The organism is Kribbella sp. NPDC000426 (assembly GCF_040300265.1).
Taxonomy (GTDB): domain Bacteria; phylum Actinomycetota; class Actinomycetes; order Propionibacteriales; family Kribbellaceae; genus Kribbella.
In genome coordinates, this window is the sequence record NZ_JBEPDK010000006.1 from 20,293 (window position 1) to 44,772 (window position 24,480).

Below are 24,480 nucleotides of genomic sequence, written 5' to 3' on the forward strand. Positions count from 1 at the left end.
GGCGGGCAGGGTGTGGATAACCCTGCCAGTACGTCGGCTCAGACGACGGCGCCGCGATCGGGCTGGGCGTCGCGGTCGACCTGGGGACGCTTGGGACGCGGTGGCGGGGCCGGGTAGCGGCGCTCGAGCTCGAGCAGCAGGGGCGCTGCGGTGAGGTTCGAGGAGTAGGTGCCGACCAGGATGCCGAGCAGCAGCGCGAGGGCGAAGTCGGCCAGCGAGTCACCGCCCAGGAACAGCAGTGCGCTGAGGATGAACAGTGTGGAGATTCCGGTGTTGATCGTCCTCGGCAGGACGTTGATGATCGCGGTGTCGATGACCTTGCCGAGGTTGTCGGTCGCGCGGGCACTGCGGGTCTCGCGGATGCGGTCGAAGACGACGACCGAGTCGTTCACCGTGTAGCCGATGATCGTCAGGATCGCGGCGAGGAAGATGCCGTCGATCGGCTTCCCGGTCCAGGCGAAGACGCCGACGACCACCGCGACGTTCTGCACCAGCGCGAGCACTGCGCCGGCGCCGAAGGTCGAGCGGAAGCGTGCGGCCAGGTACGCCAGTTGGGCGAGCAGGGCGATGCCGAGCGCGATCAGGCCCTTGTTGCGCAGCTCCTCACCGAGCGACGGGCCGATGCTCTCGTTGCGGAGCACCTCCGCGCCGCCGCCGATGCGCCCGATCGACTCCTTGATCTTCTCGGCTTCGTCGTCGCTGATAGTCCCGGTGCGGACGGTGATGTCGTCGGTCCCGGACGCCTGGACGACCGCGGTCGGGTACCCGGCCTCGCCGACGGCGGCACGCGCCTGGTCGGGAGTGACGGGTTGCGTCGTACTGACCTCGATCAGCCGGCCGCCGGTGAACTCGATGCCGAGGTTCAGGCCGCGTACGGCGACGCCGGCCACGCTCACGATGATGGCGACGGCTGTGATCACCAGCCAGCGGCGGCTGTGCTTCATCAGCGCCGGCTGCTTCGACTCCAGCCAGGTGCGGACCCGGCCGTGACCGGCGATGCCGCTGAGGGCGGGGCGGCGCAGGACGAAGCCACGCGATACGGCGAACTCCGCGAAGACCCTGGTGACGACCAGCGCGGACAGCATCGAGGCCAGGACACCGATCGACAGCGTGACGCCGAAGCCGCGGACCGGGCCAGCGGCCAGGAAGAAGAGCAGACCAGCGGCAAGGAGCGTGGTGATGTTGGAGTCGGCGATCGCGGACAGGGCGTTCTGGAAGCCGCTGCGGAGTGATCTTCGGAGTCCGTCCGTGCGGCCGGCTGTGTAGTCCTCGCGGGCGCGTTCGAAGACCAGGACGTTCGCGTCGACCGCCATACCGATCGCCAGCACGAACCCGGCCAGGCCGGGCAGAGTCAGGGTCGCGCCGAGCGCGGTCAGGGCGGCGTACGACATCGCGGCGTACCCGAGGAGGCCGAGGACTGCCATCAGGCCGACGAGGCGGTAGACCACGATGATGAACAGCGCGGTCAGCGCGAGGCCGATGATCGCGGCGAGGGCGCTGGCCTGGATCGCGTCCTGGCCGAGCGAGGGGCCGACCGTCCGCTGGTCGATCACCTGCACCGGCACGGGCAGCGCGCCGCCGGAGATCAGCGCGGCGAGGTCCTTCGCCTCTTCTTCGGTGAAGGCGCCGGAGATCGTCGTGGTACCGCCGGTGATGCCGATGTTGCAGAGCTGGTTGCCGCCGTTCGGGTCGACCTGCGGCGAGCTGATGATCTCGTTGTCCAGCACGATCGCGATCAGCCGCGGCGGGGTGTTGACCGGGTTGCAGGCGGCCTTGCCGGTGATGTTCGACCAGATCTTGCCGCCGTCGCCCTTGAAGTTCATCTCGACGAACCAGCCCTGCGCGACCTGCTGCGGATCCAGCCGGCCCTCCGCGCCGCTGACCAGCTCGCCGGTCATTGCAGGTTTGGCGAGCTTCAGGAAGCCCTGACCGCTCTCGCTGGGCAGGTAGAGGTCGCCGGCCGCGGGCTTCGCCGGCTTCTCCGCGACCTGGTCGAGGACCTCATGGAAGGTGAGCTGCGCGGTCTTGCCGATCACCTTCGCCGCCTCGCGCGGATCCTGCACGCCGGGCAGCTCGACGATGATCCGGTTCTCGCCCTGGCGGGTCACGTTCGGCTCGCTGACCCCGAGCGCGTCGATCCGCCGGTGCAGCACCTGGGTGGCCTTGTCGGTGGTCTCCCTGGTCGCCTTCACGGTCGGGGAGTCCTTGGCCTCGAGCACGATCTGCGTCCCGCCGCGCAGGTCGAGACCGAGCTGTGGTTTCGCGGTCAGCGTGACGTACGTCGACGCCGCCAGGACCAGGAACGCGAGGACTACGCGGACAAGGGACGACCGGTTCACCGAAGCCTCCGGAGGTGGGCACCCGCGGTGCGGATGTCGTGACAGAGAGCACCCACGCGAGCGTGGACGCACAGTGTACGAAGCCATTCAAGCCACGAACGAACAAATGCACAAGCGACCGGGTCGCGGGTGCGGCCGTCCCCGCGGCGAGACCTCCGGGTCATCGTTGCCCAGGGCATCCGTTTCGCAAACGGGATTCGGTTGGGATCGAATCGATTGCCCGGCTGCCGAAAGCGGTACTAGCGTGACGGAGAGTTGCATTGGGCAACGATCTATATCAACCCGAAAGGCGGATGCTTGATGAGATCGATCGGGCGAATGGTTGCGATGGGCGCGGCCGCGGTGGCTGTCGTCGCCGGTGGGGCGACGGTGGCTCAGGCGCAGACCGAGGCCGTCCACACCGTCACCTGCGCGACCCAGGACGAATGCATCCAGAAGCAGAACATGTACCGGCACTACGGGTACGCCGTGTCCGACGTCTGGTACCACGATCCGAACTCGACCTGCGCACCGGAGTGGCCCTGCGCTCCGGGCTGGCAGTTCCAGTGGGAGGAATGAGTTGGCCGAGTAGGCCACTGTGACATGGCGGGTGGCATCCCCTCTCGGAGGTGGGATGCCACCCGCTTCTCAGTTGTGCGGGGTGGGGCGGTAGATCAGTTCCTGCGTGTGACCGTCGAGGGTGTTGCTCTCGATCAGCTCCAGATCGAAGTCGCCGGTGCCGTCGAAGATCCGGTCCTCTGCGCTCTGGCCGCGGCTGTTGATCACCGGGAAGATCGTCACCTGGACACGGTCGACCAGGCCGGCGGCGAGCAGTGCCCGGTTCAGCGTCAGGCTGCCGTGGGAACGCAGCGGCAGGTCCGACTCCTCCTTCAGACGCGCGACGGCCTCGATCGGATCGCCGCTCAGAACGGTCGCATCCGGCCAGTCGAGCGGTCCTTGGAGGCTGTTCGACACCACGGTCGTCGGCAGGCTCGTCATCCGGCTGACCCAGGAGTCGTGCACCTCGGCTCCTGCCGGGTGCGAGGCCAGCATCGACGCCATCAGCCGGTAGGTGTTGGCACCGAGGACCATCCGCTGCTTCTCGCCGAACTGCTCGAGACGGTGCGCGAGGAACTCCGGCCCTTGCTTGCCCCAGTAGCCGCCGAACGTGCCGGTGGGGGAGCCGTAACCGTCGAAGCTGGAGAAGATGTCGAAGGTGAAGGTGGCGCTCATTGTGCTCTCCTGGAGTTCGGTGGGCGCCGTTGTCGGCGGCCTTTCACATCTACCACGAACCCGTTGCGCTCGATCCGACATTGAGTCCGACAGGTTTTGACGGCCCGTTGTTGATGGCCCGTTGTTGTTGGTGGTCGGGCTCGGGTGCAGACTCGGACCGGGGGTACTTCGTGGCGTAAGGCGGACGTCGGTGCCTGCAGCCGGGCCTCGACGGGGAGGCGGGATGGACGAGTCACGGGCGCTGCGGCGCGCGGGGTGGGCGGGGGTTGGTTCGCTCGTACTGCTTGCTGGTGCGGTGGCGTTGGGGTACTTGGTCGGCGTTGACGACCCGAGCATGTCGGACGCGGACATCATCGCTCGGTTGAACGACGACACGCGGCAGGCCGCTGCCGGCTTCGCGCCGCCGGTGCTTGCTGCGGGGGTTGCGTTGCTGCTGTGGTTCGCTGCTGGGCTGCGGCGGGTGCTGGATCGGCTGTCGGGCGGGGATCCGCTGGCGCATGTGATCGTGCCGGCGGTGGCGATGTTCGGTGGGCTGATGGTTACGGGTGTTTCGCTTGATGTGTCTAGCGCGTTCGCGGCGTGGTCGGCGGAGTTCACGCCTGATCCGAATACTGTGCGGGCGCTTGGGATGGCGGGCCAGGTGCTGGCGCTTACTGGGTTGATCGGTGGCGGTGTGGTGATTGCCGTTACGACTCGGATCGCCCGGCAAGCCGGTGTGTTGCCGGCGTGGGCGATGTGGGCTTCGTGGGTGGTTGTTGTGTTGTGTCTGTCTGGGTTCTGGAGTGGAGGGATAGCGTCTGTTGCGTTCGGGTTGTGGTTGATCGGCGCGGTCGTCGGCGTACTGCGGGCCGCGCGGGGTGCTGCAGCTACGGAGGACGGGGTCGCGGCGACGGCGCCACCTACTCCGACCAACAACTGACGAAGCACGCCGGCGCGGTGACGAAGAAGGCGGCCGCGAGCACGGGTTTCGCTGCCCCACTCCCCCAGCACCACCTCCTCGCCGCCACGCGCACCCCCGCTCGCAGCCGACCCGCGGGCGCCAGCAGACAACACACCCGGCGACAGCCCGCAGTACGGCGAGAGCCGGAAAGATCCGGCGATAGCCGCCAAGTACGGCTATCGCCGGCGCACACCTGGCTCACGCCGCCAGGCCCGCCTCGCCGTCGCTGGCGGCAGCTGCAACATCCGGCGGCAGCACGCGCCGTACTGGCCACCCCCGAGCAGCACAATTGGCTCACCCCGCCATGCCAGCCCACCGCCGACCGCGGGCAGCAGCATCCACCGATAGCAGGAAGTTCCGGCGACAGCGGGAAGCTCCGCCGGTAGCCGCGAAATAAGGCGTTAGCCGTGGGCGGCAGCCCGCAGCATCCAGCGACAGCCGGCAAGTACGGCGATCAGCCCAGGGCCGGCCTGGCTCATCGCCGCCAGGCCCGCCGCGCCGTCGGCTGCGGGCGGCAGTCGCAACATCCGGCAGCACGCGCGGTACGGCCACTCCCCTAGCAGCACCGTCGGATCACGCCGCCACGCCCAGACCCCGCCGAAGTCGACCGCGGCCGGCAGCCCGCCACACCAGCGACAGCGGGAGGAGCCCGCGGCAGCCGGCAGTACGGCGGCAGCCGGAGCACCCGGCGATAGCCGGCAAGTACGGCGATGAGCCGGGGGCGGGTGGGAGCGTGCGGAGCGGACGCGCTGAGGAGCGCAGCGACGAAGGAAGCGGCTGCGCAGCACGCGTGGGGACGAACCCCACTCCCCAGCAGCACACCCGGCGATAGCCGGCCAGTACGGCGGCAGCTGGAACACCCGGCGATAACCGGGAAGTACGGCGATGAGCCGGGGCGGGTGGGAGCGTGCGGAGCGGATGCGCTGAGGAGTGCGGCGGCGAAGGAAGTGGCTGCGCGGCACGCGTGGGACGGACTTCGCCAGGCGCCTGGGCTAGCTGTCGAGGCCGTGTTCTATGGCGTAGCGGACGAGTTCGGCTCGGTTGTGGAGTTGGAGTTTGCGGAGGGTGTTTTGGACGTGGTTCTCGACGGTGCGGTGCGAGAGGACCAGGCGGGTGGCGATCTGTTTGGCGGTGAGGCCGCGGGCTACCAGGCGGAGGACTTCGGTTTCGCGGTCGGTGAGTTGCGGGACCTCGGGCCCGGTCGCACCCAAGCGGCGATACTCGCCCAGCAACAGCCCGGCCAGGCCGGCGCTGAAGATCGCGTCCCCTTCGGCAGTACGCCGTACTGCGTCGTCGAACTCGTCGAGCGACGCGGACTTCACCAAATACCCCGACGCCCCGTTCTTCACAGCCGCGAGTACGTCGTCCTGCTCCGCGCTCGCCGACAGCACCAACACGCGCGTATCAGGCAAGGCCGTAGTGATCTCACGCGTCGCGTCCACGCCTGACCCGGAGCCCAGCTGCAGATCCATCACCACCACATCCGGACGGGTCGCCAGCGCAATCTTCACCGCGCTCGCAACATCCGACGCGGTCGCGCAGACGTCGTACCCGCGACTTCCCAGGTCCCGGGCGACGCCTTCGCGCCACATGGGATGGTCGTCGACGATCATCACCCGTGTCATACCTTCAGCTCCCATTCGGTCCCCTCACCGGGGGCGGTGCGGACGGTGACGGTGCCGCCCAGATCGGCGATCCGTCCGCGGATCGACTGGCTGACGCCGAGATGCCCGTCGACGCGGGCCTGCTCGAGCCGGGCAGGCGTCGTACCGACTCCGTCGTCACGGATCGACACGACTACCTCCTCGCCGAGGTCCTCCACGGCAACCCAGCTGCGGGCGTCGGGGCCGGCGTGCTTGGACACGTTGCTCAGCGCTTCCTTGACCGCAGCAACCAGTTCGCCGGCTGTGGCTGCCGGCAACAGTACTTGCGCGGCTGGTACGACGACATCTACCCGCGTCGTGGCCAGCGGCAACAACAACCCGCACAGATCAACGCGATCTCCATCGGCAACGGCCGGACGTGTAGACATCAAGGTGCGGAGGGCAACTTCTTGCTCGGCCGCGAGGTGAGCCAACTCCAGCGCGTCGCCGCCGATCGCCGTACCGCGGCGCTGGACCTGCGCCAGCACCTGCAGTACGCCGTCGTGGATGGACCGACTCAGCCGCAAACGCTCGGCGGTAGCGCTCTCCGCCGCGATCGCCGACCGGAGCCGTTCACCCGCCCGCCGCATGGTCGAGGCGGCGTACCCGACGACCAGTCCGGCCACCAGCAGCAGCTGGACGTTACTGAGGATCTTCGACGCGTTGTCGACGCCGCGGAGGGACAGCAGCGCGAGGCTGATCGTCGCCGCGCCCAGCAGACCGCCGTCGCGGCCGCGGGAGATTGCCAGCGCCAGGACCGGGCCGGCCACCCAGAGCGAGGTCAGCACGGACGCTCCCCCGCGGATGTCGATCAGCGGCTGCGCCCACAGGGTCGCGTACATGCAGCCGACCGTGACGACCAGGTCCGCAAAGGCGAGCCGGGTGTTGCGGCGGCCCCAGCGCCGGCTGTAGCCGAGCGAGGAGATCAGCGTCCAGATTCCCATCACGGCCAGCTGGAGCAGCGCACCAGACGGCCGCGCGATGCCGTCCCAGCGGGTCCACACGCCGAGGCAGGCGAAGCCCCAGGTGATGACGCGGAACACCACCAGCGCACGCCACAGCGGCTGCAGCAGGTCGACCGTCTCGCGCTCCACGCGTCACAGTCTGCCAAGGACCGCGACCGCGCGGCGTGAGCCCTACTACTCAAACCGAAAGGTGCAGGTTTCCCCGCACCTTCACAGCTTTTCCTCAGTTTCTCCTTCAGCTGAGCGGATTTTCCCCGTACTCTCGCGCAAAACACGCTCGGGGGAGCTTCGATCACACTGCGTTACCAAGACACGGAGGGGAATCGTGCGCAAGCTACCCGCCGGGCTGTTCAGCCTGGCTCTGGCGGCGACGACCGGGCTCGGCTTGGCCGCCGCCTCGGCAACCAACGCCGCCACACCGCCCAAGCAAGGGTCGGCGCCGATCGCCAGCGAGGCCGCGCCGGGGCCGGACGAACTGTCCAGCCCGCAGGAGGACAAGCGTCGCGAGCTGCGGCAGGAAGCCCTGACCCAGGTCATCAACGGACAGGCCAAGCCCGAGCAACGCAACGGCAGCACTGTCGTCAAGGTCGGTACCAAGGCCGCCGGCGCCAAGGGCACCAAGAACGCCAAGGGCAAGGTCGACCAGTACGTCGAGCTCAGCCGGGAGAAGACCGACCGGATCTTCGTCGTACTCGCGGAGTTCGGCAACGAGCGCGACCCGAGGTACCCGGACCAGGACACGGCACCGGCCGTCCCGGGCCCGGCGCGCTTCGACGGCCCGCTGCACAACCAGATCCCGGCACCGGACCGCTCGGTCGACAACTCGACCGTCTGGCAGGCCGACTACACCCAGAAGCACTTCCAGGACCTGTACTTCGGCAACGGCAACTCGGTGAAGAAGTACTACGAGAAGCAGTCGTCCGGCCGGTACTCGGTCTCCGGCGAGGTCACCGACTGGGTGAAGGTGAAGTACAACGAGGCGCGGTACGGCCGCTCGAACGGCTACCCGTGCGCCGGGAACGTCTGCAACAACACCTGGAACCTGATCCAGGACGCGGTCAACCAGTGGGTCACCGACCAGGAGGCCAAGGGCCGGACCAAGGCGCAGATCACCGCGGACCTGAAGACGTTCGACCAGTGGGACCGCTACGACTACGACGGTGACGGCAACTTCAACGAGCCGGACGGCTACATCGACCACTTCCAGATCGTGCACGCCGGCGGCGACCAGGCCGACGGCGACCCGTGGCAGGGCGAGGACGCGATCTGGTCGCACCGCTGGTACGCGGGCTTCCCCGGTGGTCCGGTGAACCAGCCGAACCGCGGCGGCGCCCAGATCGGCGACACCGGCGTCTACGTCGGTGACTACACGATCCAGCCGGAGAACGGCGGCATCAGCGTCTTCGCGCACGAGTACGGTCACGACCTCGGTCTGCCAGACGAGTACGACACCTCCGGCGCAGCGGTCGAGAACGGCGTGAACTGGTGGACGATCATGTCCCAGAGCCGCGTCAGCAAGCCCACCGACGGCGGTATCGGCGAGCAGGCGGCCGACTTCAACGCGTGGGACAAGCTGCAGCTCGGCTGGCTGGACTACGAGATCGTCAACGCCGGCCAGAACCGGACCGTCGACCTCGGCCCGCACGAGTACAACTCGAAGAAGGCCCAGGGGCTGGTGGTGACACTGCCGAAGAAGCAGGTCGAGCACCAACTCGTCCAGCCGCCCGTCGGGACCAAGGACTGGTGGAGCGGACAGGGCAACAACTTCACCCACACGATGAGCCGGCAGGTCACACTCCCGGCCGGTCAGCCCGCGAGCCTGACTTTCCAGGCCAACTGGGACATCGAGGACTGCGGTCCGGACCCGTGTGACTACGCCTACGTCGACGTCAACGACGGCAGCGGGTTCAAGACGATCAAGGGCAGTATCACGAAGGATGCCGAAGGCAACGGTATCGACGGGACCAGCAACGGCTGGGTGCCGGCGACCTTCGACCTGTCGGCGTACGCCGGCAAGACGATCACGCTGCAGTTCCGCTACGCCACCGACCCGGCGGCCGGCGGGATCGGGTTCTTCGCCGACGACATCAAGGTGACCTCGGGCTCCACCACGGTGGTCGCCTCCGGTGCGGAGACGTCGCCGGACGGCTGGACGCTGAACGGCTTCGCTTCGGCGGGTCCGTCCTTCACCACCCAGCACGACAACTACTACCTGGCGTCGAACATCAACTACGTCGACTACGACAAGAACCTGCAGACCGGCCCGTACAACTTCGGGTGGGCCAGCACGCTCGGCGACAAGGTCGAGCACTTCCCGTACCAGGACGGTCTGCTGATCTGGTACTGGGACACGTCGCAGGAGGACAACAACACCAACGAGCACCCGGGTGAGGGCCTGATCCTTCCGATCGACTCGCATCCGGTGCCGATCAACCGGCTCGACGGACAGATCTGGCGCCCGCGGGTGGCGGCGTACGACGCTCCGTTCAGCCTGGAGAAGGCGGACTCGTTCAGCCTGCACGTCAACGGGCAGGCCAGCTACATCCGTGGTCAGAACGCCGTTCCGACGTTCAACGACAGCAAGTCGTACTGGACCGCGGACCAGCCGACGAGCAGCGTCAAGGTCCCGAACAACGGGGTCAACATCAAGGTCATTTCCAAGACCGGCACCTCGATGAAGGTCCAGGTCTCGAAGCGTAAGTGAACGAGAAGAGCCCCCGAGGTCAACCGACCTCGGGGGCTCTTCTACGCGTTAGGCCGTCTGGTACGGCGTCAGGTCGCCGGCCAGCGCCGGATGGACCCGGGCCGTGACCCGCGTGCCGTCGGCGGTGTGCTCGAGTTGCTCGACCGAGCCCTCGGAGTGGATCCGGGAGACCAGGTCACCGCGGTCGTACGGCAGCAGGACGTCGAGTGCGACGTGCGGCTGCGGCAGGCCGCCTTCGATCAGCTCGCGGAGCTTGTCGATGCCTTCACCGGTGCGGGCCGACACGACGATCGCGTGCGGCTCACGGTGCAGGATCGGCGCCAGCGTCATCGGGTCGGCCAGGTCGGCCTTGTTGATGACGATGATCTCCGGTACGCCGAGCGCGTTGATCTCGGCCAGCACCTCGCGCACGGCCTGGATCTGCGCCATCGGGTCGGGGTGCGAACCGTCGACCACGTGCAGCAGCAGGTCCGCGTCCGCGACCTCCTCCAGCGTCGAGCGGAACGCCTCGACGATGTCGTGCGGCAGGTGCCGGACGAACCCGACGGTGTCGGTCAGCGTGTACACGCGCCCGTCCGCGGCCGTCGTCCGGCGGGTGGTCGGGTCCAGGGTCGCGAACAGCGCGTCCTCGACCAGCACGCCCGCGCCGGTGATCTTGTTCAGCAGCGAGGACTTGCCGGCGTTGGTGTACCCGGCGATCGCGACCGACGGGACCAGGTTGCGGTGCCGCTCCTGGCGCAAGGTCGAACGCTTGCCCTTGAGGCTCTTCAGCTCGCGGCGCAGCTTGGCGATCTTGGTGTTGATCCGGCGCCGGTCGGTCTCGATCTTGGTCTCACCGGGACCACGGCCACCGATACCGCCACCGGCCGCGCCGACGCGTCCACCGGCCTGGCGGGACAGGTTGCCACCCCAACCACGCAGGCGCTGCTTCATGTACTGCAGCTGCGCCAGCTCGACCTGGGCCTTGCCTTCCTTGCTCTTCGCGTGCTGGGCGAAGATGTCCAGGATCAGCGCCGTCCGGTCGACCACCTTGACCTTGAGCTTGTCCTCCAGGTTGCGCAGCTGCGCAGGGGCCAGCTCACCGTCGGCGATCACCGTGTCCGCGCCGAGCGACGCGACCAGGTTGCGCAGGTCGGCCACCTTGCCGGAGCCGATGAACGTCGCGGGATCCGGCTTCTTCCGCCGCTGGATCACGCCGTCCAGCACCTCGGAACCGGCGGTCTCGGCCAGCAGCTTCAGCTCGGCCAGCGAGTTCTCCGCGTCGTCGGCGCTGCCCTCGGTCCAGACGCCGACCAGCAGCACCCGCTCGAGCAGCAGCTTGCGGTACTCGACCTCGCTGATGTCGGTCAGCTCGGTGGACATCCCGACCACGCGGCGAAGCGCTTGGCGCTCCTCCAGGTCGAGGCCCTCGGTGCTCAGCTCGTGGTCATACTCATCGTGACCCGTCAACGAATCGCCGGAGTCCTCGCCCTCGATGAGGTCAAGTTCGACGTCGGTGGTCTCGTCGTATGCATGTGAATGGGTCGTCATATACCTTCCATGGTGGCACGGGCCTCCAGTACAGGCGACCCGTTTACCTACGTCAACGCCCCACGCGCGAGCAGGATTCCCGCGCTAGACCGGAAGCCACGAGCGGTCGAACTCCCCGCGGGCGTGCAGAACGGCCGGTCCGGTCAGTTCCAGGTGGTTGTCCGCACGCCACGTCACGCTCACTTCACCGCCTGGTACGCCGACGCGGTAGGTGACCGGCAGCTCGTCGCGGGCCTGCCGCGCCGCGGCCACGGTCACCGCGCAGGTGCCGGTCCCGCAGGACCGGGTCTCCCCCGAACCGCGCTCGTGGACGCGCATCTGCACGTCGTGGGCGTCGCGGCGTACGACGAACTCGACGTTGACGCCGTGCGGGAATGCACCGTCGGGTGACCAGGTCGGCTGGTCGCAGAGGTTGCCGGGCTCGTCCAGGTTGTCGACGAACGCGACGGCGTGCGGATTGCCCATGTCGACGTGAACGGCCGGCCACTGGTGACCGTTGGCCTCGACCACGATTCCGGCCGGACCGGGTAGCGTCGGCTCGCCCATGTCGACGGTGAGCGTGCCGTCGTCGTTCTGGGAGACCGCCTTGATCCCGGCGCGGGTGCCGACGCGGACGGGCTTGTCGTCGATCAGCCCGGCGTCCGCGAGGTACTTCACGAAGACGCGGACGCCGTTCCCGCACATTTCCGCGATCGAGCCGTCCGCATTCCGGTAGTCCATGAACCAGTCGCCGCCGTCCTCGACGTACGCCTGCTTGTCGCCCCGGATCACCCGCAGTACGCCGTCCGCGCCGAGGCCGGCGTGGCGGTCGCACAGGAACCGCACCAGGTCCGCACCCAGCTCACCGTGCAGGGAACCGTCGGGATCGGGCAGGATCACGAAGTCGTTCTCCGTGCCATGACCCTTCAACCAGGGAAACGTGCTCATGGGAGCAGCGTACGGCGCGGACCTCCACCACTCACCAAGCATCCGCCGAGCGGGCACCACACGCTAAGCAGTCAGCCTGCGGCGCCGTTGGTGAGTGGTGGGCGTCCGCGCCGTACCGTGTGGGCATGATCGCCTACTTCTGGGAGCGGGAGGACGCCGCCGCGGTGGCCTCGCGGCTGGGTGGGGACGTTCGGCGTGGGCGGTTCCACGGGGAGGACGACGACGAGGACCATCCGTGGGTTCTCGAGCTCCAGGACGTGGATCGGGGAGCGCTGGACCAGCTGTTGGGTGAATACGGCGGCTGGCTGGAGGTCGAGGTCGATGAAGAGCCGCCCGCCCCTGCTCCGTTGCCGCAGGAACCGAAGCGGTTCAAGCGATAACGCGGCCCGCGAAGCTCCCGGTAGGTCTGCCGTCCGAGAGGGCTGGTTGGCCGGCGACCAGGACGTGCTGGACGCCGACAGACAGCTGCCAGGGGTCGTCGTACGTCGATTTGTCGGCGATCGCCCTGGGATCGAGGACCACCAGGTCGGCGATCGCGCCCGGCCTGATGACGCCGCGGTCGGTGAGGCCCAGGCGGGAGGCGGGGAGGGAGGTCATTCGGCGGATGGCCTCCGACAGGGACATCAGGCCGAGGTCTCGGCTGTAGTGGCCCAGGACTCGGGGGAAGGTGCCGAAGTTGCGGGGATGGGGGTGGCCGGGACCGGTCGCGTCCATGATCCAGCCGTCGCTGGCGATCGCTGTGCGTGGGTGCTCCAGGACCGTGATGACGTCGTCCTCGCTCATGGCGTGGTTGACGACGCTGACCGCGGCCTGATGGTTCTCGAGGATGCGCAGGACGATCTCGGCGGCATCTACCCCGTCGCGCCGGGCGATCTCGGTGAGGCTGAGGCCGCGGCTGTCCTCGTACGGACCAGGTGGGAGCGAGGCGATGACGACCGAGTCCGGTGACAGGAGGTTGTCGGAGCGGAGTGCCTCGGCGATCCGCTTGCGTTCGGTCGGATCCGCCAGGCGGTCGAGCAGCGCGCCGTCGGCCAAGGCCCAGGTGGGCAGGCGGGTGGTGAGCGTGGTGCTGGTCGCTGTGTACGGGTAGGCGTCCCAGCCGATGTCCAGATCGTCGGCCTGTTCCAGGCGCTCGAGCGCCGCGGAGACCAGTCCGTGGTTGGCCTTGCCGACTGCCTTCAGGTGGGAGATCTCGAGGCGCGCTCCCCCGGCACGGGCCGCGGAGATCGCCTCGTCCAGCGCCGCGAGCAGGCCGGAGCCTTCGTTGCGGATGTGGGTCGAGTACAGCAAGTCGCACTCAGCGGCGGTGGCGACGAGCGCGGCCACCTCTTCCGGCGAAGCGTAGGCGCCAGGCGCATAGATCAGCCCGGTCGAGAACCCGACCGCGCCTTGGTCGGCGGCCGCCCGGAGCAGATCCTGCATCTGCCGCAGCTCCGCCGGCGACGGCGCCCGCCGCGCGTTCCCCATCACCGCGATCCGCAGCGTGCAGTGACCGACCTGGAGAGCCAGGTTCACCGCGGATTCCAGGGTTGCACCGAAGCCGGCGAGATCGGTCCAGGACCAGTCGTGCAACGGCGCGAGGAACGCCGTACCCGCCCGGAGGGTTTCGAGGTCGGTGATCGGGAACGGGGACCAGCCGCAGTTGCCCGCGACCAGCGTCGTCACGCCCTGCGCGAGTTGCGACTCGGCGGCCGGACTTGTGCGCAGACTGAAATCCGCATGTGAGTGAAGATCGACGAACCCCGGTGCGACAATGTTGCCTGTGGCATCGATGACCTCTGCCCCGGACGGCATCGGACCGGGTGGCAGTACCGCGGTGATGCGATCGCCGTCGATCAGCACGGTCCCGGGCACCGGGTCCGTGCCGGTGCCGTCGGCAACGAGGCCGCCGGTCAGTGCCACCCGCATCCAATCACTCCTGTTCTGGCCCGAGGGCGAGCTCGGCGACAGTGTTCGCCTCGATCAGCGCCCGGTCCACGGCATGGCCGAGGCCAGCCCCCGCAGGCACCTGTACGACGCCTTCGACGGCGACCACGGCGGGTTCGACGACGTCCCGGGCGTAGTACTTCTCCGAGGCGGACACATCCGATGGGAGGGTGAAGCCGGCGAGACTGGAGAGTGCGACGTTCGCGAGCCGGCCGATGCCGAACTCGTGCATGCCGCCGCACCAGACCGGGATGCCGGCGGCCCGGGCCCGGTCGTGCGCTTCACGCGCTGGGGTCAGCCCACCCATCCGCGACACCTTGATGTTGAGGACCTGCAACGCTTCTAGCTCGAGCGCCGTCTGCAGGTCGTCGACCGTTTCGATGCTCTCGTCCAGGCAGATCGGTGTCTCGATCATCCGCTGCAGTCGCGCATGGGTCAGCAGGTCGCGAGGGGCGAACGGCTGCTCGATCATCGTCAGGCCGAACTCGTCCAGCTCCTGCAAGAGCTTGAGGTCGTCGGCGGTATAGATGCCGTTGGCATCCACATGGAGATCGAGATCGGGGTACGCCGTACGCACCGCGCGGACCGGTTCGACGTGCCAGCCGGGAGCGATCTTCAACTTCACCCGTGGATAGCCGGCGGCCACCTGACTGGCGACCTGGGTGAGGAGATCGTCGATCGTCGGCTCGATTCCCAGCGAAACACCTGCGACGACCGCGGTCCGCGTTCCGCCCAGAACCGTTGCCAATGGCATTGATCGGGCCTCGGCCCAGAGGACCCAGGCGGCGGTGTCCACGCCGGCCTTCGCGAAGTAGTTGCCACGAACCTTCGACCAGATCGCCGCCAGCTGGTCGGGATGCGTCCACGGACGACCGAGGATGGCGGGCAGCAGGTACTGCGAGGCGATGTGCCAGCAGGACTCGACGGTCTCGGGCGCGTAGTACGGATCGGAGGACGAGGCGATCTCGCCCCAGCCGATCGCGCCGGACGCGTCCTCCAGCTCGACCAGGATGTGGTCGAGGAACGCCTTGCGGTGCGAGCTGGTCTGGAACTCGTGCACCAACGGCATCCGCACCCGGTGCAGCCGGGCGGCGACGATCTTCAGCTCAGTTGACATACAAACCCAGCTCCGTGTTGAGCCGGTCGCGCTCGAGCAGCCGTCGCCGCGCGCCCTTCGCGCTCGCCGTCGTCAGCGTCGCGAGCACGTGCAGGACGGACGCGACGACGGTCGGCGAATCGACGTACGACGCGCTCCCGGTGGCGACGTAGATGCACTGGTCGGCGATCTCGGCCAGCGGCGCGTCCTCGAAATCCGTGACCGCGACCAGCTCACCGCCGGCCTCGACGAACCGGCGCGCGATCTCGACCGTGTCGCGACGGTACCGGCGGAACGAGAACGCGACCATCAGATCGTTCGACCGGACGTCTGACAGTACGTCGACACCGCGGACGACCGTGCCGTCGATCAGCGTCACCTGCGACAGGCCGGCGCCGAGGTCGAACGCGAGCAAGGACGCGTACGAGAAGGACTTCGCCGAACCGACGATGAACCGCCGCCGGGCGGCGACGATCCGCGCGGCGGCCTGCGCGATCGACTCGTCGGCGAGGATCTGGTCGAGGGCCTCGTCGATCGAGGCGCGCTCCTGCTCGACCACGCGACGCTGCAGGAGCGTCGACGATCGCCGTTGCAGGCGAGCGTCGTACCGCTCGTGAGGGCTGGTGAGCTCGCGGTTGCGCGGATCGTCAGGCATCGTCGGCCGGCCCGAAGTAGTACGCGCCGTTGCCGTCCGGAAGGCGGCGGCACGAGACGGCGACGAGTCCTTGCGCGAGCAGACCTTCGAACGAGCTGCGGAGCTCGGCCGGGTCGCTCGGCACGACCAACTCGGTCATGTCGGCGGGGACAGCGGGCTGATCGCGGGTCAGGTCCCACTCGACGATCACGCGGTCGGTGCCCGGACCGTACATGTCCGGGGCGAACCAGCGGCCGCGGGCGCCGAGCACGTCGAGGTTGAAGTGCGCATTGCGGACCTGCATCGGGTCGTAGGTCCAGCGCATCCGCGACATACCGTGGCTGAGGGCAACTTCTCGCTGGGCGTGCTTGAGCATCCGGCCGAGGCCGTGCCCCTGCTGGTCGGCGGCGACCACGGCCGACTGCGAGTAGTGGTAGAAACCGCGCCGGTCGGTGCCGCAGAAGCCGTACGCGAACGCGACCAGTTTGTCGGTCTCGTCGAGGATGCCGACCACCGATCCGCCGTTGCTCGCCAACGCGCCGAGCAGTCGCGGATTCAGCCCGTATGCCGGGTCGAGGTAGCCGAAGACCGCGCGGTACAGCTCCGAGGCCTCGGCGAACCTGGCGGCCGTGGTGAGCGAGACCGCACGGAAGCTCACCTCGGAGATACGATTCATATCTTGAGTAGATCTCATGGTTCTCAAGGCAGTCAAACGGTGATCAGATGATGATACGTTGACTATCCATGATCATCGAGCGACTCCAGGAGTACGTCGGCGCCGAGACCCCGACCGGTGACGCGGCCGCGCTGAACGCCTTCGCCGACCGCCTCGCCGAGCGGTACGCCGCCCTCGGCGCGACCGTCCGCCGGGTGCCGGCGCCGACCGGCGATCACCTGGTCGCGGACTTCCCGGGCCGGGCCGATCAGGCTCCCCTGCTGTTCCTCGCTCACCACGACACCGTCTGGCCGATCGGCCAACTGGACGATGCGATGCCGTGGCGCGAAGAGAACGGTGTCATCTACGGCCCGGGCGTCTTCGACATGAAAGGCGGACTGGTCGTCCTCGAAACCGCCCTGGAGCAAGTGCAGGACCGCCGACCGGTGCGCGTGATCGTGGTCGCCGACGAAGAAGTCGGTTCACCCTCAGCCCGCGAACTCGTCACGGCCGAGTCGGCCGGCGTGTACGCCGCCTTCGGGCTCGAGCCGCCGCATCCGAACGGCGACCTGAAGACGTCGCGCTGGGGCAGCACCCGGGTCCGCATCGAGGTCACCGGACGCGAGGCGCATGCCGCGCTGGATCCGGACAGCGGAGTCTCAGCGATCGACGAGCTCGTCGACCAGCTGATCGCGGTGCGGGGCATCGTCGCGCAGTACGACGAGGTGTTGTGCAACGTCGGCACGATCACAGGTGGCGGGCGGACGAACGTCGTACCGGGGTCGGCGTCGGCCGATATCGGGTTCCGTTTTGTCGATCCGTCCACAGAGCAGGCCGTGCTGAAGGCGGTTGGCGAGTTGCAGCCGGTGCGGGACGCCCAGCTGCAGGTGCGCGTGATGTCGAATCGCCCGGCGTGGCAGCCGTCGGCGGCGACGGACGAGCTGTTGGCAAAGGTGATCGAGGCCGGGCGATCTGTCGGTCAGGAGGTCGGCGGTGCGGCCGCGTCCGGTGCGGCCGACACCAATCTGACCGGCTGGCTCGGCGTACCGACCCTGGACGGCCTGGGGCCGGTCGGCAAGGGCGCGCACGCCGTCCACGAACAGGTGATCGCGGCGAGCCTGGCCGAGCGGGTCGCCCTGGTCGCCGCGATCATCAGCACCATCTAGAAGCTATCTGGGCCACACGACTCCGGCCGATCCGCCGCCGCGTCGCGTCGGTTCTGCGGCGGCGAGGATTGCGCCGCCAGGCAGGAATTCCAGACCTTCCAGAGCACCGATCTCAGCGGCCGACGATCCCGGAGCACCGGCGGGCGTGAACGTATGGCCGTAGGCCCCCAGCGCCGCGCCGTACTTGTCGATGAACGACTGCTCCGCCGTCACCGACGCGGTGTTGCGCTGGGATGCCCGCGGTGCGGCGATCGCCTCGGGCAGCGTCATACCGCGATCGAGGCGGTTCGTCAGCGTCTGCAGGACGGTCGTGATGATCGTCGAGCCACCCGGCGAACCGAGCGCCAGCAACGGCTTGCCGCTGTGCAGCACGATCGTCGGCGAGATCGACGACCGCGGCCGCTTGCCGGGCTGGATCCGGTTCGGGTCGGCGGGGTCGTAGACCGCGGAGAAGTCGGTCAGCTCGTTGTTCAGAATGAATCCACGGCCCGGAACGGTGATGCCGCTGCCGCCGGTCTGCTCGATGGTCAACGTGTACGAGACGACATTGCCCCACTTGTCCGCTGTCACCAAGTGCGTGGTCGACTTGCCCTCGGTGTCCGGCCGCTGCGCCGTCGCAGCGCCCTTCGCGCAGTGCTGGTACTTGCCGTCCGGCGATCCGGCCGGCACCGGCTTGACCGCCGCCTTCGCCGGGTCGATCTGGCAGGACCGCTCGGCGCCGAACCCGCGCGACGTGAGCTCCTTCGTCGGCACGTTCACGAAGCCGGGATCACCGACGTACGCTGCTCTGTCCGCGAACGCGAGCGCGGACGCCTCGAGGTAGCTGTGCAGGTACTGCGGGGTGCTCAGCTGCTTGAGGTGCAACGGCTGGAGGATGTTCAGTGCCTCGCCGACTGTGGTGCCGCCGGACGACGACGGGGCCATGCCGTAAACGTCCAGACCGTCGTACCGAACCTTCGTCGGGACGCGGTCCAACGGCTTGTACTTCTGCAGGTCGCCGGTGGTCATGTAGCCCGGCATCACCGGCAGAGTGGTCGTCGCGGTCTTCGGCGGGTTCTTGACCACCGCGGTCATCTCCGCGCCGAGCTCTCCGCCGTAGAACGTCGAAAGGCCCTTCTTGCCGAGCATCCGGTAGGTGTCGGCGAGCTCCGGGTTCTTGAACACCGTGCCGACCTTCGGCGCGTCACCGCCGGGCAGGAACAGCTTGGCAGTCGGGACGATCGCCGAGAACCGGGCCTTGTTCTCCTGCGTCTGCAGGTTGAACGTGCTGTCCACGACGAAGCCGCGGTCGGCCAGATCGGCGGCCGGGGTCAGCGCCTTGCCCAGCGACAGCGAACCCCATTGGCGCAGGGCCGAGTCCCAGGTCGCCAGCGTGCCGGGGATACCGACGGACACACCCGACGTGACGAGCTCGGGCGTGAAGTTGTAGGGCTTGCCGGTCGCCGGGTCGATGAACGCGTCCGACGGCATCGCCGCGGGCGCGGTCTCGCGGCCGTCGATCGTGTAGACCTTGTGGTTCTTGGCGCTGTAGTAGACGAAGTACCCGCCGCCGCCGAGACCTGCGGAGTACGGCTCGGTCACGCCGAGGGCGGCGGCCGTTGCGACCGCTGCGTCGACCGCGTTGCCGCCGCGCCGCAGTACGCCGAGACCGGCGGCCGTCGCGTCCGCGTCGACCGAGGACACCGCTCCGCCGTACCCGATCGCGGTCGGTTGCTTCACCGGAGGCTTCGGTGGGTTGGCGGCGGCGCTCGAACTCAGGCCAGCCAGAACAAGGGCACCTGCAGACAGCGATGCGACCAGTTTCTTCACCAGTACTCCGCGGGGCGTCGGCGACAGGGACATGCCCTTGTTATCCCACCTACAGTCCGAACGCCAGTGCTAACGAACCGTGCAAGAGTCCATGAAGCGTCGCAGTACGTCGTCCGGCCACTCGACCGTGCCGGTCGGGAGCTCGACCAGCAGCCACTGGTCGGACAGCTTCACCTGACCGGTCAGGCGGCCGTCGAGAGTGCCGATGTGGAAGGTCTTGCCGCTGCCGTCGGTGACCCGGACCGCGGACAGGCTGCGCGCGTCCGGGGCTGCCTGCAGGACCACCTTCGCGGCGGCGTCCGCCGTACGCATCGTCGGCTGGGAGAGCACGACGCGGTTGGCGGCGATCGGAGTCTCGGCGCTCCAGCCCTTCGGGGTGAGGGTGCAGTCGATCGTCCGCCACGGCTGGTTGTTCGCGACCAGCTCGACGACGGACGCCCCGAACATCGACATCGTCTCGCCGCTCGACGGCTTGGCGGCGGGTGCGGTCGCGGGGGTGGCCGCGGTCTTCTCCGGCTCGCTCGTGCCGCCGGCGACCTCGCTGGTGTTCCCCCACCACTTCACCTGGTTGCCGATCGCGAGCGCGAGAGCCGAGACAGCGGCAACGCACAACACACCGGTGACGCGACGCCGGCGCTTGATCCGGCGCAGCGCGCGGCGGCCGCGGCTGACATCGGCCTCGATGTCGGCATCCGGCAGCGCCTCGGCCGCGCGGTCCGCGAAGCCCTCCAACAGCCTCTTCACGTCATCCATTGGTGTTCTCAACCACTCCCCGTCGTACGATCCGTCTCTTCCGTCATCAGGTCCTTCAGCCGCTTCAGCGCCTTCGCTGTCTGGCTCTTCACCGTGCCCTCGGTGCATTCCAGGATCCGGGCGCAGGTCGCGACATCCAGGTCCTGGAAGTACCGCAGGACCAGCACCGCCCGCTGCCGCGGCGCGAGATCCAGCAACGCGTCCCGGATGGCGAGGGTGTCGGCCTGATCAGGTACGTCGGTCAGGCGCGGCTCGAGCGTCTCCGCGGTCACCACCTCGGGGTGGCGGCCGGCCCGGCGGCGCTCGTCCAGGAAGGCGTTGACCAGGATGCGGTGCGCATACGGGCCCGCGCCTTCGTGCTTGATCCGGTGCCAGTGCACGTAAACCCGCGTGCAGGCGGTCTGGACCAGATCTTCGGCAGTGTGCACGTCACCGGCGGTGAGCAGCAACGCCGTTCTCATCAGCCTGGTGCGGTCCGCGAGCAGGTACTCACGGAACTCGGCCTCACGGTCACCCCCTCGCATTCGATTCCACCCCGACTACGCCGCCGGTCCCCCTGCGGTTGCCCTGGGCTATCACTCGAATTGCCTTCTCCACCAGATCGGGTGCGTCGTACGGGAGCCAAGTAATGCGTTGGTCCTTACGGAACCACGAGTCCTGCCGCCGCGCGAACCGGCGCGTGGCTTGGGCGGTCCGTTCCCGGGCCTGCGTTTCGTCGATCTCACCGTTCAGCAACGCGATCACCTGCGAGTACCCGAGTGCGCGGTTGGCCGTCCTCCCCTCAATCAAACCCTTGTCCAGCAGTCCGCGCACCTCGGCGACGAAACCCGCGTCGAACATCCGGTCCACCCGGAGGTCGATCCGCGCGTCGAGTTCGGGCCGCGGTACGTCGAGACCTAGCTGGATCGCGCCCGGATACACATAGCGGTGCTCGGGCAGCGTGGCGACGTACGGGCCGCCGGTGATCTCGACGACCTCGAGCGCACGCACGATCCGCCGGCCGTTGCTCGGCAGGATCTGTTCGGCCGCCTTCGGGTCGATCGCCTGCAGCCTGCTGTGCAGTACGCCGGAGCCGTGCGCTTCGAGCTCGGCCTCCAGGCGGGCGCGGACGACCGGGTCGGTGCCGGGGAAGACGAAGTCGTCGAGGATCGCGCGAATGTAGAGGGCGGAGCCGCCGGCGAGGATCGGCGTACGGTACCTGCCGATGCAGTCGTCGATGGCCGCTCGGGCCAGTTGCTGGAACTCGGCCACGGTCGCGGTCTCGGTGACGTCGAGGATGTCGAGCAGATGGTGCGGTATGCCAGCGCGCTCCGCGGTGCTGATCTTCGCCGTACCGATGTCCATGCCGCGGTAGACCTGCATGGCGTCCGCGTTCACCACCTCGCCGTCCAGGCGCTCGGACAGCGCGACGGCCAGGTCGGACTTCCCGGCCGCGGTGGGACCGACGACCGCGACGACGAGTGGTTCAGGCATCGGTCCAGTCTGGCAGTTGCTGTTCCAAGACTTCGCCAAGAGGTACCAGCCGGCCTTGTGGATGACCCTGAGTATTCGGTAGGAACGCCTGGGAGTTGGAAACATTTCTACGGGAGGAAACCACGTGACGAATGGGTTCGAAGAAGAGTCGGACGCGGCCAAGGACGCGCTCGGCCTGGGGGAAGAAGTCGACGACCTGGCGGCCGCGAAGCGCAGCGGCGGCGATGTCGAGGCGAAGAAGAGCGGCGGCGACGTCGAGTTCAGCGGTGGAGACGTCGAATCCACCGGTGACGAGAGTGAAGACAGCGGCGGCGACGTAGAGTCGGAACCGTCGGGCGACGGCGTCTGAATGGTTGTCTGACACCCGTTCGACGCGCGTCAGCATGGCGCTCGCGGAGATCCCACAGTTCCGGCGTTGCAGGTGCGAAGATCACCGCTAGCTGTCTGTAAGCACTCAACTACGCAGGAATGGGAGCCCCCGAGATGGGCATCTTCGACAAGTTCAAGGGCAAGGCCGAGGACCTGAAGGACAAGGCCACTGACCTGGTCAACGAGCACGGCGACAAGGTCGGTGAAGGTCTGGACAAGGCCGGTGACTTCGTCGACGAGAAGACGGGCGGCAAGTACGGCGACAAGATCGACACCGGCGTCGAGAAGGCCAAGGAAGGGTTGGACAACCTGGACGGCCAGAACGACGACATCCCGGACAAGCCGAACCAGTCCGCCTGATCCCCCGAAGGGCCGCAAGCACCAGCTTGCGGCCCTTCGCCATGCCCGGACATTGATCGAGTTCCGGAGGCGGATCGTCCGGATAGCGTCGTACGCTCAGCTCATGGTCAAGGTGGACGTGGGGCAGTTGACGGTTCGGGCGCTCGGGCCCGACACGTGGGATGCGTTCGCGGCGCTGGCGGAACGCCACAACGGGGTGTGGGGCGGGTGCTGGTGCACGTACTTCCACACCATGCACGAGGAGAAGACGTTCGAGGCCGACAGCAACCGCGAACTCAAGCACCGCCTCGTGATGGAGGGGCGCGCGCATGCGGCGCTCGTGTTCGACGGTGAGCTCGCGGTGTGCTGGCTCGAGTACGGCCCACCGGTCGAGCTGCCGAACATCAACCACCGCAAGGAGTACGAGGCCGGCATGGACCGTCCGCCGGACTACCGCCTCACCTGCTTCTTCACCGATCGCAACTACCGTCGCCAAGGCGTCTCAGCCCTGGCCCTCCAGGGCGCCCTCGACCTGATCGCCCAGGCCGGCGGCGGAGTCGTCGAGGCCTACCCGCAGGACACTGCGGGCAAGAAGATCACCGCGTCCTTCCTCTACAACGGCACCCGGTCCCTCTTCGAGCAGGCCGGCTTCACCTACCTCCGCCCCAAGGGCAAGAACCACACTGTCATGAGCAAGACCGTCAAAGCGGTCTGAGTCCTCAACCGAGGGTGAGGCCGAGGCCGCGGCGGCCGGTGGTGTTGAGATCGGCCGGCTGGAAGCGGTTCGGCCACGTGCGTTCGTAGTGTTCGGCCGGGAAGTCGCTCGGACTCGAACCGGTGCTGAACGCATCGCGGACGTTGGCGGCGTACCGCTCGTTGCGCGGGCACCAGGGCGCGGCGGGGATGTAGATGACGTTGCCCCAGCCCTTCTGATCGGTGACCGGCGCGACGCTGTGGATCATGTCGCAGTGCCACCAGACCGAGTCGCCGGCCTGGACGTCCGGGATGCCGGTGAGTGCCTCGAGCAACAACGGGTGCCATCTCTCACTGACAGGGAACACCTGGTTCACCATCACGCCGCACATGTCGTCGTCGGGTACGTCGGACAGCAGCGGCCGCAGCAACAGGTACGCCATCGCCTTGGCGATCGGCACCGTATGGAGAACGCCCTGGTCGTGCTCCATGTCCGACAACGCCGTCCAGCCCTGGAAGGTGCGGAACGCCGAGCACATCGTCGTACCTGGGTACTGCTCCCCCGCGGTCCGATGGGCCGCCTGCCACGGGTCGTACTCCTCGACACTGCCGTCGAACAGATGCGAGAACGCCTGCTGGTTGAACCGCGTCATCCACAGGTCGAGCGTGCCGGGGTCCAGGTGCGCGCCGAGGCCGCCAGAGTCGGTGCCGGGCGGACGGCGCCGGATGCGGTCCGGGTACAACGAGTCGCGATCGGGGTCGAACCACTCGACGCCGCCGGAGCTGTACGTCCATCGATGGTTCAGGAAGGACTGCACGCGCGCCATCCGGTCGCTCTGCCGGGCCTGCATCTGCGCGGGCGACCAATAGATCGGGTAGATCTCGGGCTTCGAGCCGACACTGCCGAAGAAGTCGTCCCCGGGACCACGGTACGTCGCGGCGAAGTCGTTGCTGTCGACGTACTCGACGACATCGCGGTCCCAGGACAGCGCCTGCTCGCGGTCGAAATGTCCGCGGATGACGACGCAGCCCCGGCGCTGTAGCAGGGCGAGCTGCCCCGCTGGGACGGTGCCGGCGGCGATATCGGCGTACTCGATCACCGGCCAGACCTGCTCGCCGTTCTTCTTGACCCTCGCGATGTCGTCGACCTCGGCGCGGATCTCGGGTTCGACGACCGCGAAGACCTCCTCGACGGTCCGCCCGGACTCTGCGATGCGAGCGCGGAGGGCGGCCTTGACCTGCCGGATCGCAGCCGGCAGATCGTCGGGCGTGTGGTCCCAGTACGGCAGCTCGGACATGGCGACTCC

24 protein-coding genes are annotated in these 24,480 nt (G+C 68.2%); 8 read left to right on the forward strand and 16 right to left on the reverse strand.

What is annotated here, in order from left to right:
• Positions 1-38: 38 nt before the first annotated feature.
• A complete protein-coding gene (secD, locus tag ABT313_RS28715; protein ID WP_350860279.1) occupies positions 39-2,339 on the reverse strand; it encodes a protein translocase subunit SecD in 2,301 nt (766 codons plus the stop codon).
• A gap of 300 nt (positions 2,340-2,639) precedes the next feature.
• On the opposite strand from secD, the gene ABT313_RS28720 reads away from it, so the two are divergent.
• On the forward strand, positions 2,640-2,897 hold the full coding sequence (locus tag ABT313_RS28720) for a hypothetical protein (RefSeq protein WP_350860281.1): 258 nt from the start codon (positions 2,640-2,642) through the stop codon (positions 2,895-2,897).
• 69 nt (positions 2,898-2,966) lie between these two features.
• Here ABT313_RS28720 and ABT313_RS28725 read toward each other — a convergent pair whose 3' ends face one another.
• The gene (locus ABT313_RS28725) at positions 2,967-3,551 is read right to left on the reverse strand and encodes a dihydrofolate reductase family protein (protein ID WP_350860283.1); all 585 of its coding nucleotides are present in this window, start codon (positions 3,549-3,551) and stop codon (positions 2,967-2,969) included.
• 223 nt (positions 3,552-3,774) lie between these two features.
• Here ABT313_RS28725 and ABT313_RS28730 point away from each other — a divergent pair, with 223 nt between their 5' ends.
• Positions 3,775-4,470: a hypothetical protein gene (locus tag ABT313_RS28730; protein ID WP_350860285.1), complete on the forward strand. Its 696-nt coding sequence runs from the start codon at positions 3,775-3,777 to the stop codon at positions 4,468-4,470.
• A 422-nt stretch (positions 4,471-4,892) separates the two neighbouring features.
• On the opposite strand, the gene ABT313_RS28735 is transcribed toward ABT313_RS28730, so the two are convergent.
• From ABT313_RS28735 to macS, 3 genes are all read right to left on the reverse strand, one after another.
• On the reverse strand, positions 4,893-5,057 hold the full coding sequence (locus ABT313_RS28735; RefSeq protein ID WP_350860287.1) for a hypothetical protein: 165 nt from the start codon (positions 5,055-5,057) through the stop codon (positions 4,893-4,895).
• Between the two features lie 426 nt (positions 5,058-5,483).
• Positions 5,484-6,116 carry a response regulator gene (locus tag ABT313_RS28740; RefSeq protein ID WP_350860289.1) on the reverse strand — a complete coding sequence of 211 codons (633 nt, stop codon included), beginning with the start codon at positions 6,114-6,116 and terminating at the stop codon, positions 5,484-5,486.
• On the reverse strand, positions 6,113-7,228 hold the full coding sequence (macS, locus tag ABT313_RS28745) for a MacS family sensor histidine kinase (RefSeq protein WP_350860291.1): 1,116 nt from the start codon (positions 7,226-7,228) through the stop codon (positions 6,113-6,115). The genes ABT313_RS28740 and macS overlap by 4 nt, the downstream gene beginning before the upstream one ends.
• A gap of 196 nt (positions 7,229-7,424) precedes the next feature.
• On the opposite strand from macS, the gene ABT313_RS28750 reads away from it, so the two are divergent.
• Positions 7,425-9,803, forward strand: coding sequence for an immune inhibitor A domain-containing protein (locus ABT313_RS28750; protein ID WP_350860293.1), 2,379 nt, complete (start codon positions 7,425-7,427; stop codon positions 9,801-9,803).
• Positions 9,804-9,851: 48 nt separating this feature from the next.
• Here the strand turns inward: ABT313_RS28750 and hflX are convergent, their stop codons facing one another.
• Both hflX and dapF read right to left on the reverse strand, forming a co-directional pair.
• Positions 9,852-11,333: a GTPase HflX gene (gene hflX, locus ABT313_RS28755; protein ID WP_350860294.1), complete on the reverse strand. Its 1,482-nt coding sequence runs from the start codon at positions 11,331-11,333 to the stop codon at positions 9,852-9,854.
• An 84-nt stretch (positions 11,334-11,417) separates the two neighbouring features.
• Positions 11,418-12,260, reverse strand: a complete 843-nt coding sequence (gene dapF, locus ABT313_RS28760) for a diaminopimelate epimerase (RefSeq protein ID WP_350860296.1) — start codon at positions 12,258-12,260, stop codon at positions 11,418-11,420.
• 125 nt (positions 12,261-12,385) lie between these two features.
• Here dapF and ABT313_RS28765 point away from each other — a divergent pair, with 125 nt between their 5' ends.
• Positions 12,386-12,640, forward strand: coding sequence for a hypothetical protein (locus ABT313_RS28765; RefSeq protein WP_350860298.1), 255 nt, complete (start codon positions 12,386-12,388; stop codon positions 12,638-12,640).
• Here the strand turns inward: ABT313_RS28765 and ABT313_RS28770 are convergent.
• From ABT313_RS28770 to ABT313_RS28785, 4 genes are read right to left on the reverse strand one after another with little or no spacing between them, the layout of a single operon-like run.
• Positions 12,630-14,168, reverse strand: coding sequence for an N-acyl-D-amino-acid deacylase family protein (locus ABT313_RS28770; RefSeq protein ID WP_350860300.1), 1,539 nt, complete (start codon positions 14,166-14,168; stop codon positions 12,630-12,632). The two genes, ABT313_RS28765 and ABT313_RS28770, sit on opposite strands and share 11 nt — an antisense overlap.
• A 4-nt stretch (positions 14,169-14,172) precedes the next feature.
• Positions 14,173-15,303, reverse strand: a complete 1,131-nt coding sequence (gene menC / locus ABT313_RS28775; protein ID WP_350860302.1) for an o-succinylbenzoate synthase — start codon at positions 15,301-15,303, stop codon at positions 14,173-14,175.
• Complete coding sequence (locus ABT313_RS28780) at positions 15,293-15,937, reverse strand: MurR/RpiR family transcriptional regulator (RefSeq protein ID WP_350860304.1); 645 nt, start codon at positions 15,935-15,937, stop codon at positions 15,293-15,295. Before ABT313_RS28780 ends, menC begins: the two co-directional genes overlap by 11 nt.
• Positions 15,930-16,592, reverse strand: a complete 663-nt coding sequence (locus tag ABT313_RS28785) for a GNAT family N-acetyltransferase (protein WP_350860306.1) — start codon at positions 16,590-16,592, stop codon at positions 15,930-15,932. The genes ABT313_RS28780 and ABT313_RS28785 overlap by 8 nt, the downstream gene beginning before the upstream one ends.
• A 68-nt stretch (positions 16,593-16,660) precedes the next feature.
• On the opposite strand from ABT313_RS28785, the gene ABT313_RS28790 reads away from it, so the two are divergent.
• Entirely contained in the window at positions 16,661-17,737 is a 1,077-nt protein-coding gene (locus tag ABT313_RS28790) for a M20/M25/M40 family metallo-hydrolase (protein WP_350860308.1), read from the forward strand.
• A 3-nt stretch (positions 17,738-17,740) separates the two neighbouring features.
• Here the strand turns inward: ABT313_RS28790 and ggt are convergent, their stop codons facing one another.
• The 4 genes from ggt to miaA form a co-directional block, all read right to left on the reverse strand.
• Positions 17,741-19,456: a gamma-glutamyltransferase gene (gene ggt, locus ABT313_RS28795; protein WP_350860310.1), complete on the reverse strand. Its 1,716-nt coding sequence runs from the start codon at positions 19,454-19,456 to the stop codon at positions 17,741-17,743.
• A gap of 159 nt (positions 19,457-19,615) precedes the next feature.
• A complete protein-coding gene (locus ABT313_RS28800; RefSeq protein ID WP_350860312.1) occupies positions 19,616-20,290 on the reverse strand; it encodes a hypothetical protein in 675 nt (224 codons plus the stop codon).
• Positions 20,291-20,307: 17 nt separating this feature from the next.
• Positions 20,308-20,823, reverse strand: coding sequence for a SigE family RNA polymerase sigma factor (locus tag ABT313_RS28805; protein ID WP_130449374.1), 516 nt, complete (start codon positions 20,821-20,823; stop codon positions 20,308-20,310).
• Entirely contained in the window at positions 20,810-21,772 is a 963-nt protein-coding gene (miaA, locus tag ABT313_RS28810) for a tRNA (adenosine(37)-N6)-dimethylallyltransferase MiaA (RefSeq protein ID WP_350860314.1), read from the reverse strand. Before miaA ends, ABT313_RS28805 begins: the two co-directional genes overlap by 14 nt.
• Positions 21,773-21,896: 124 nt before the next feature.
• On the opposite strand from miaA, the gene ABT313_RS28815 reads away from it, so the two are divergent.
• The 3 genes from ABT313_RS28815 to ABT313_RS28825 all read left to right on the forward strand — a co-directional run bounded on the left by ABT313_RS28815 (position 21,897) and on the right by ABT313_RS28825 (position 23,195).
• Positions 21,897-22,121, forward strand: coding sequence for a hypothetical protein (locus ABT313_RS28815; RefSeq protein WP_130449370.1), 225 nt, complete (start codon positions 21,897-21,899; stop codon positions 22,119-22,121).
• A gap of 134 nt (positions 22,122-22,255) precedes the next feature.
• Positions 22,256-22,501 carry an antitoxin gene (locus ABT313_RS28820; protein ID WP_137259159.1) on the forward strand — a complete coding sequence of 82 codons (246 nt, stop codon included), beginning with the start codon at positions 22,256-22,258 and terminating at the stop codon, positions 22,499-22,501.
• A 103-nt stretch (positions 22,502-22,604) separates the two neighbouring features.
• Positions 22,605-23,195: a GNAT family N-acetyltransferase gene (locus tag ABT313_RS28825; protein WP_350860317.1), complete on the forward strand. Its 591-nt coding sequence runs from the start codon at positions 22,605-22,607 to the stop codon at positions 23,193-23,195.
• Between the two features lie 4 nt (positions 23,196-23,199).
• On the opposite strand, the gene ABT313_RS28830 is transcribed toward ABT313_RS28825, so the two are convergent.
• A complete protein-coding gene (locus tag ABT313_RS28830; RefSeq protein ID WP_350860319.1) occupies positions 23,200-24,471 on the reverse strand; it encodes a DUF1479 domain-containing protein in 1,272 nt (423 codons plus the stop codon).
• Positions 24,472-24,480 lie beyond the last annotated feature (9 nt).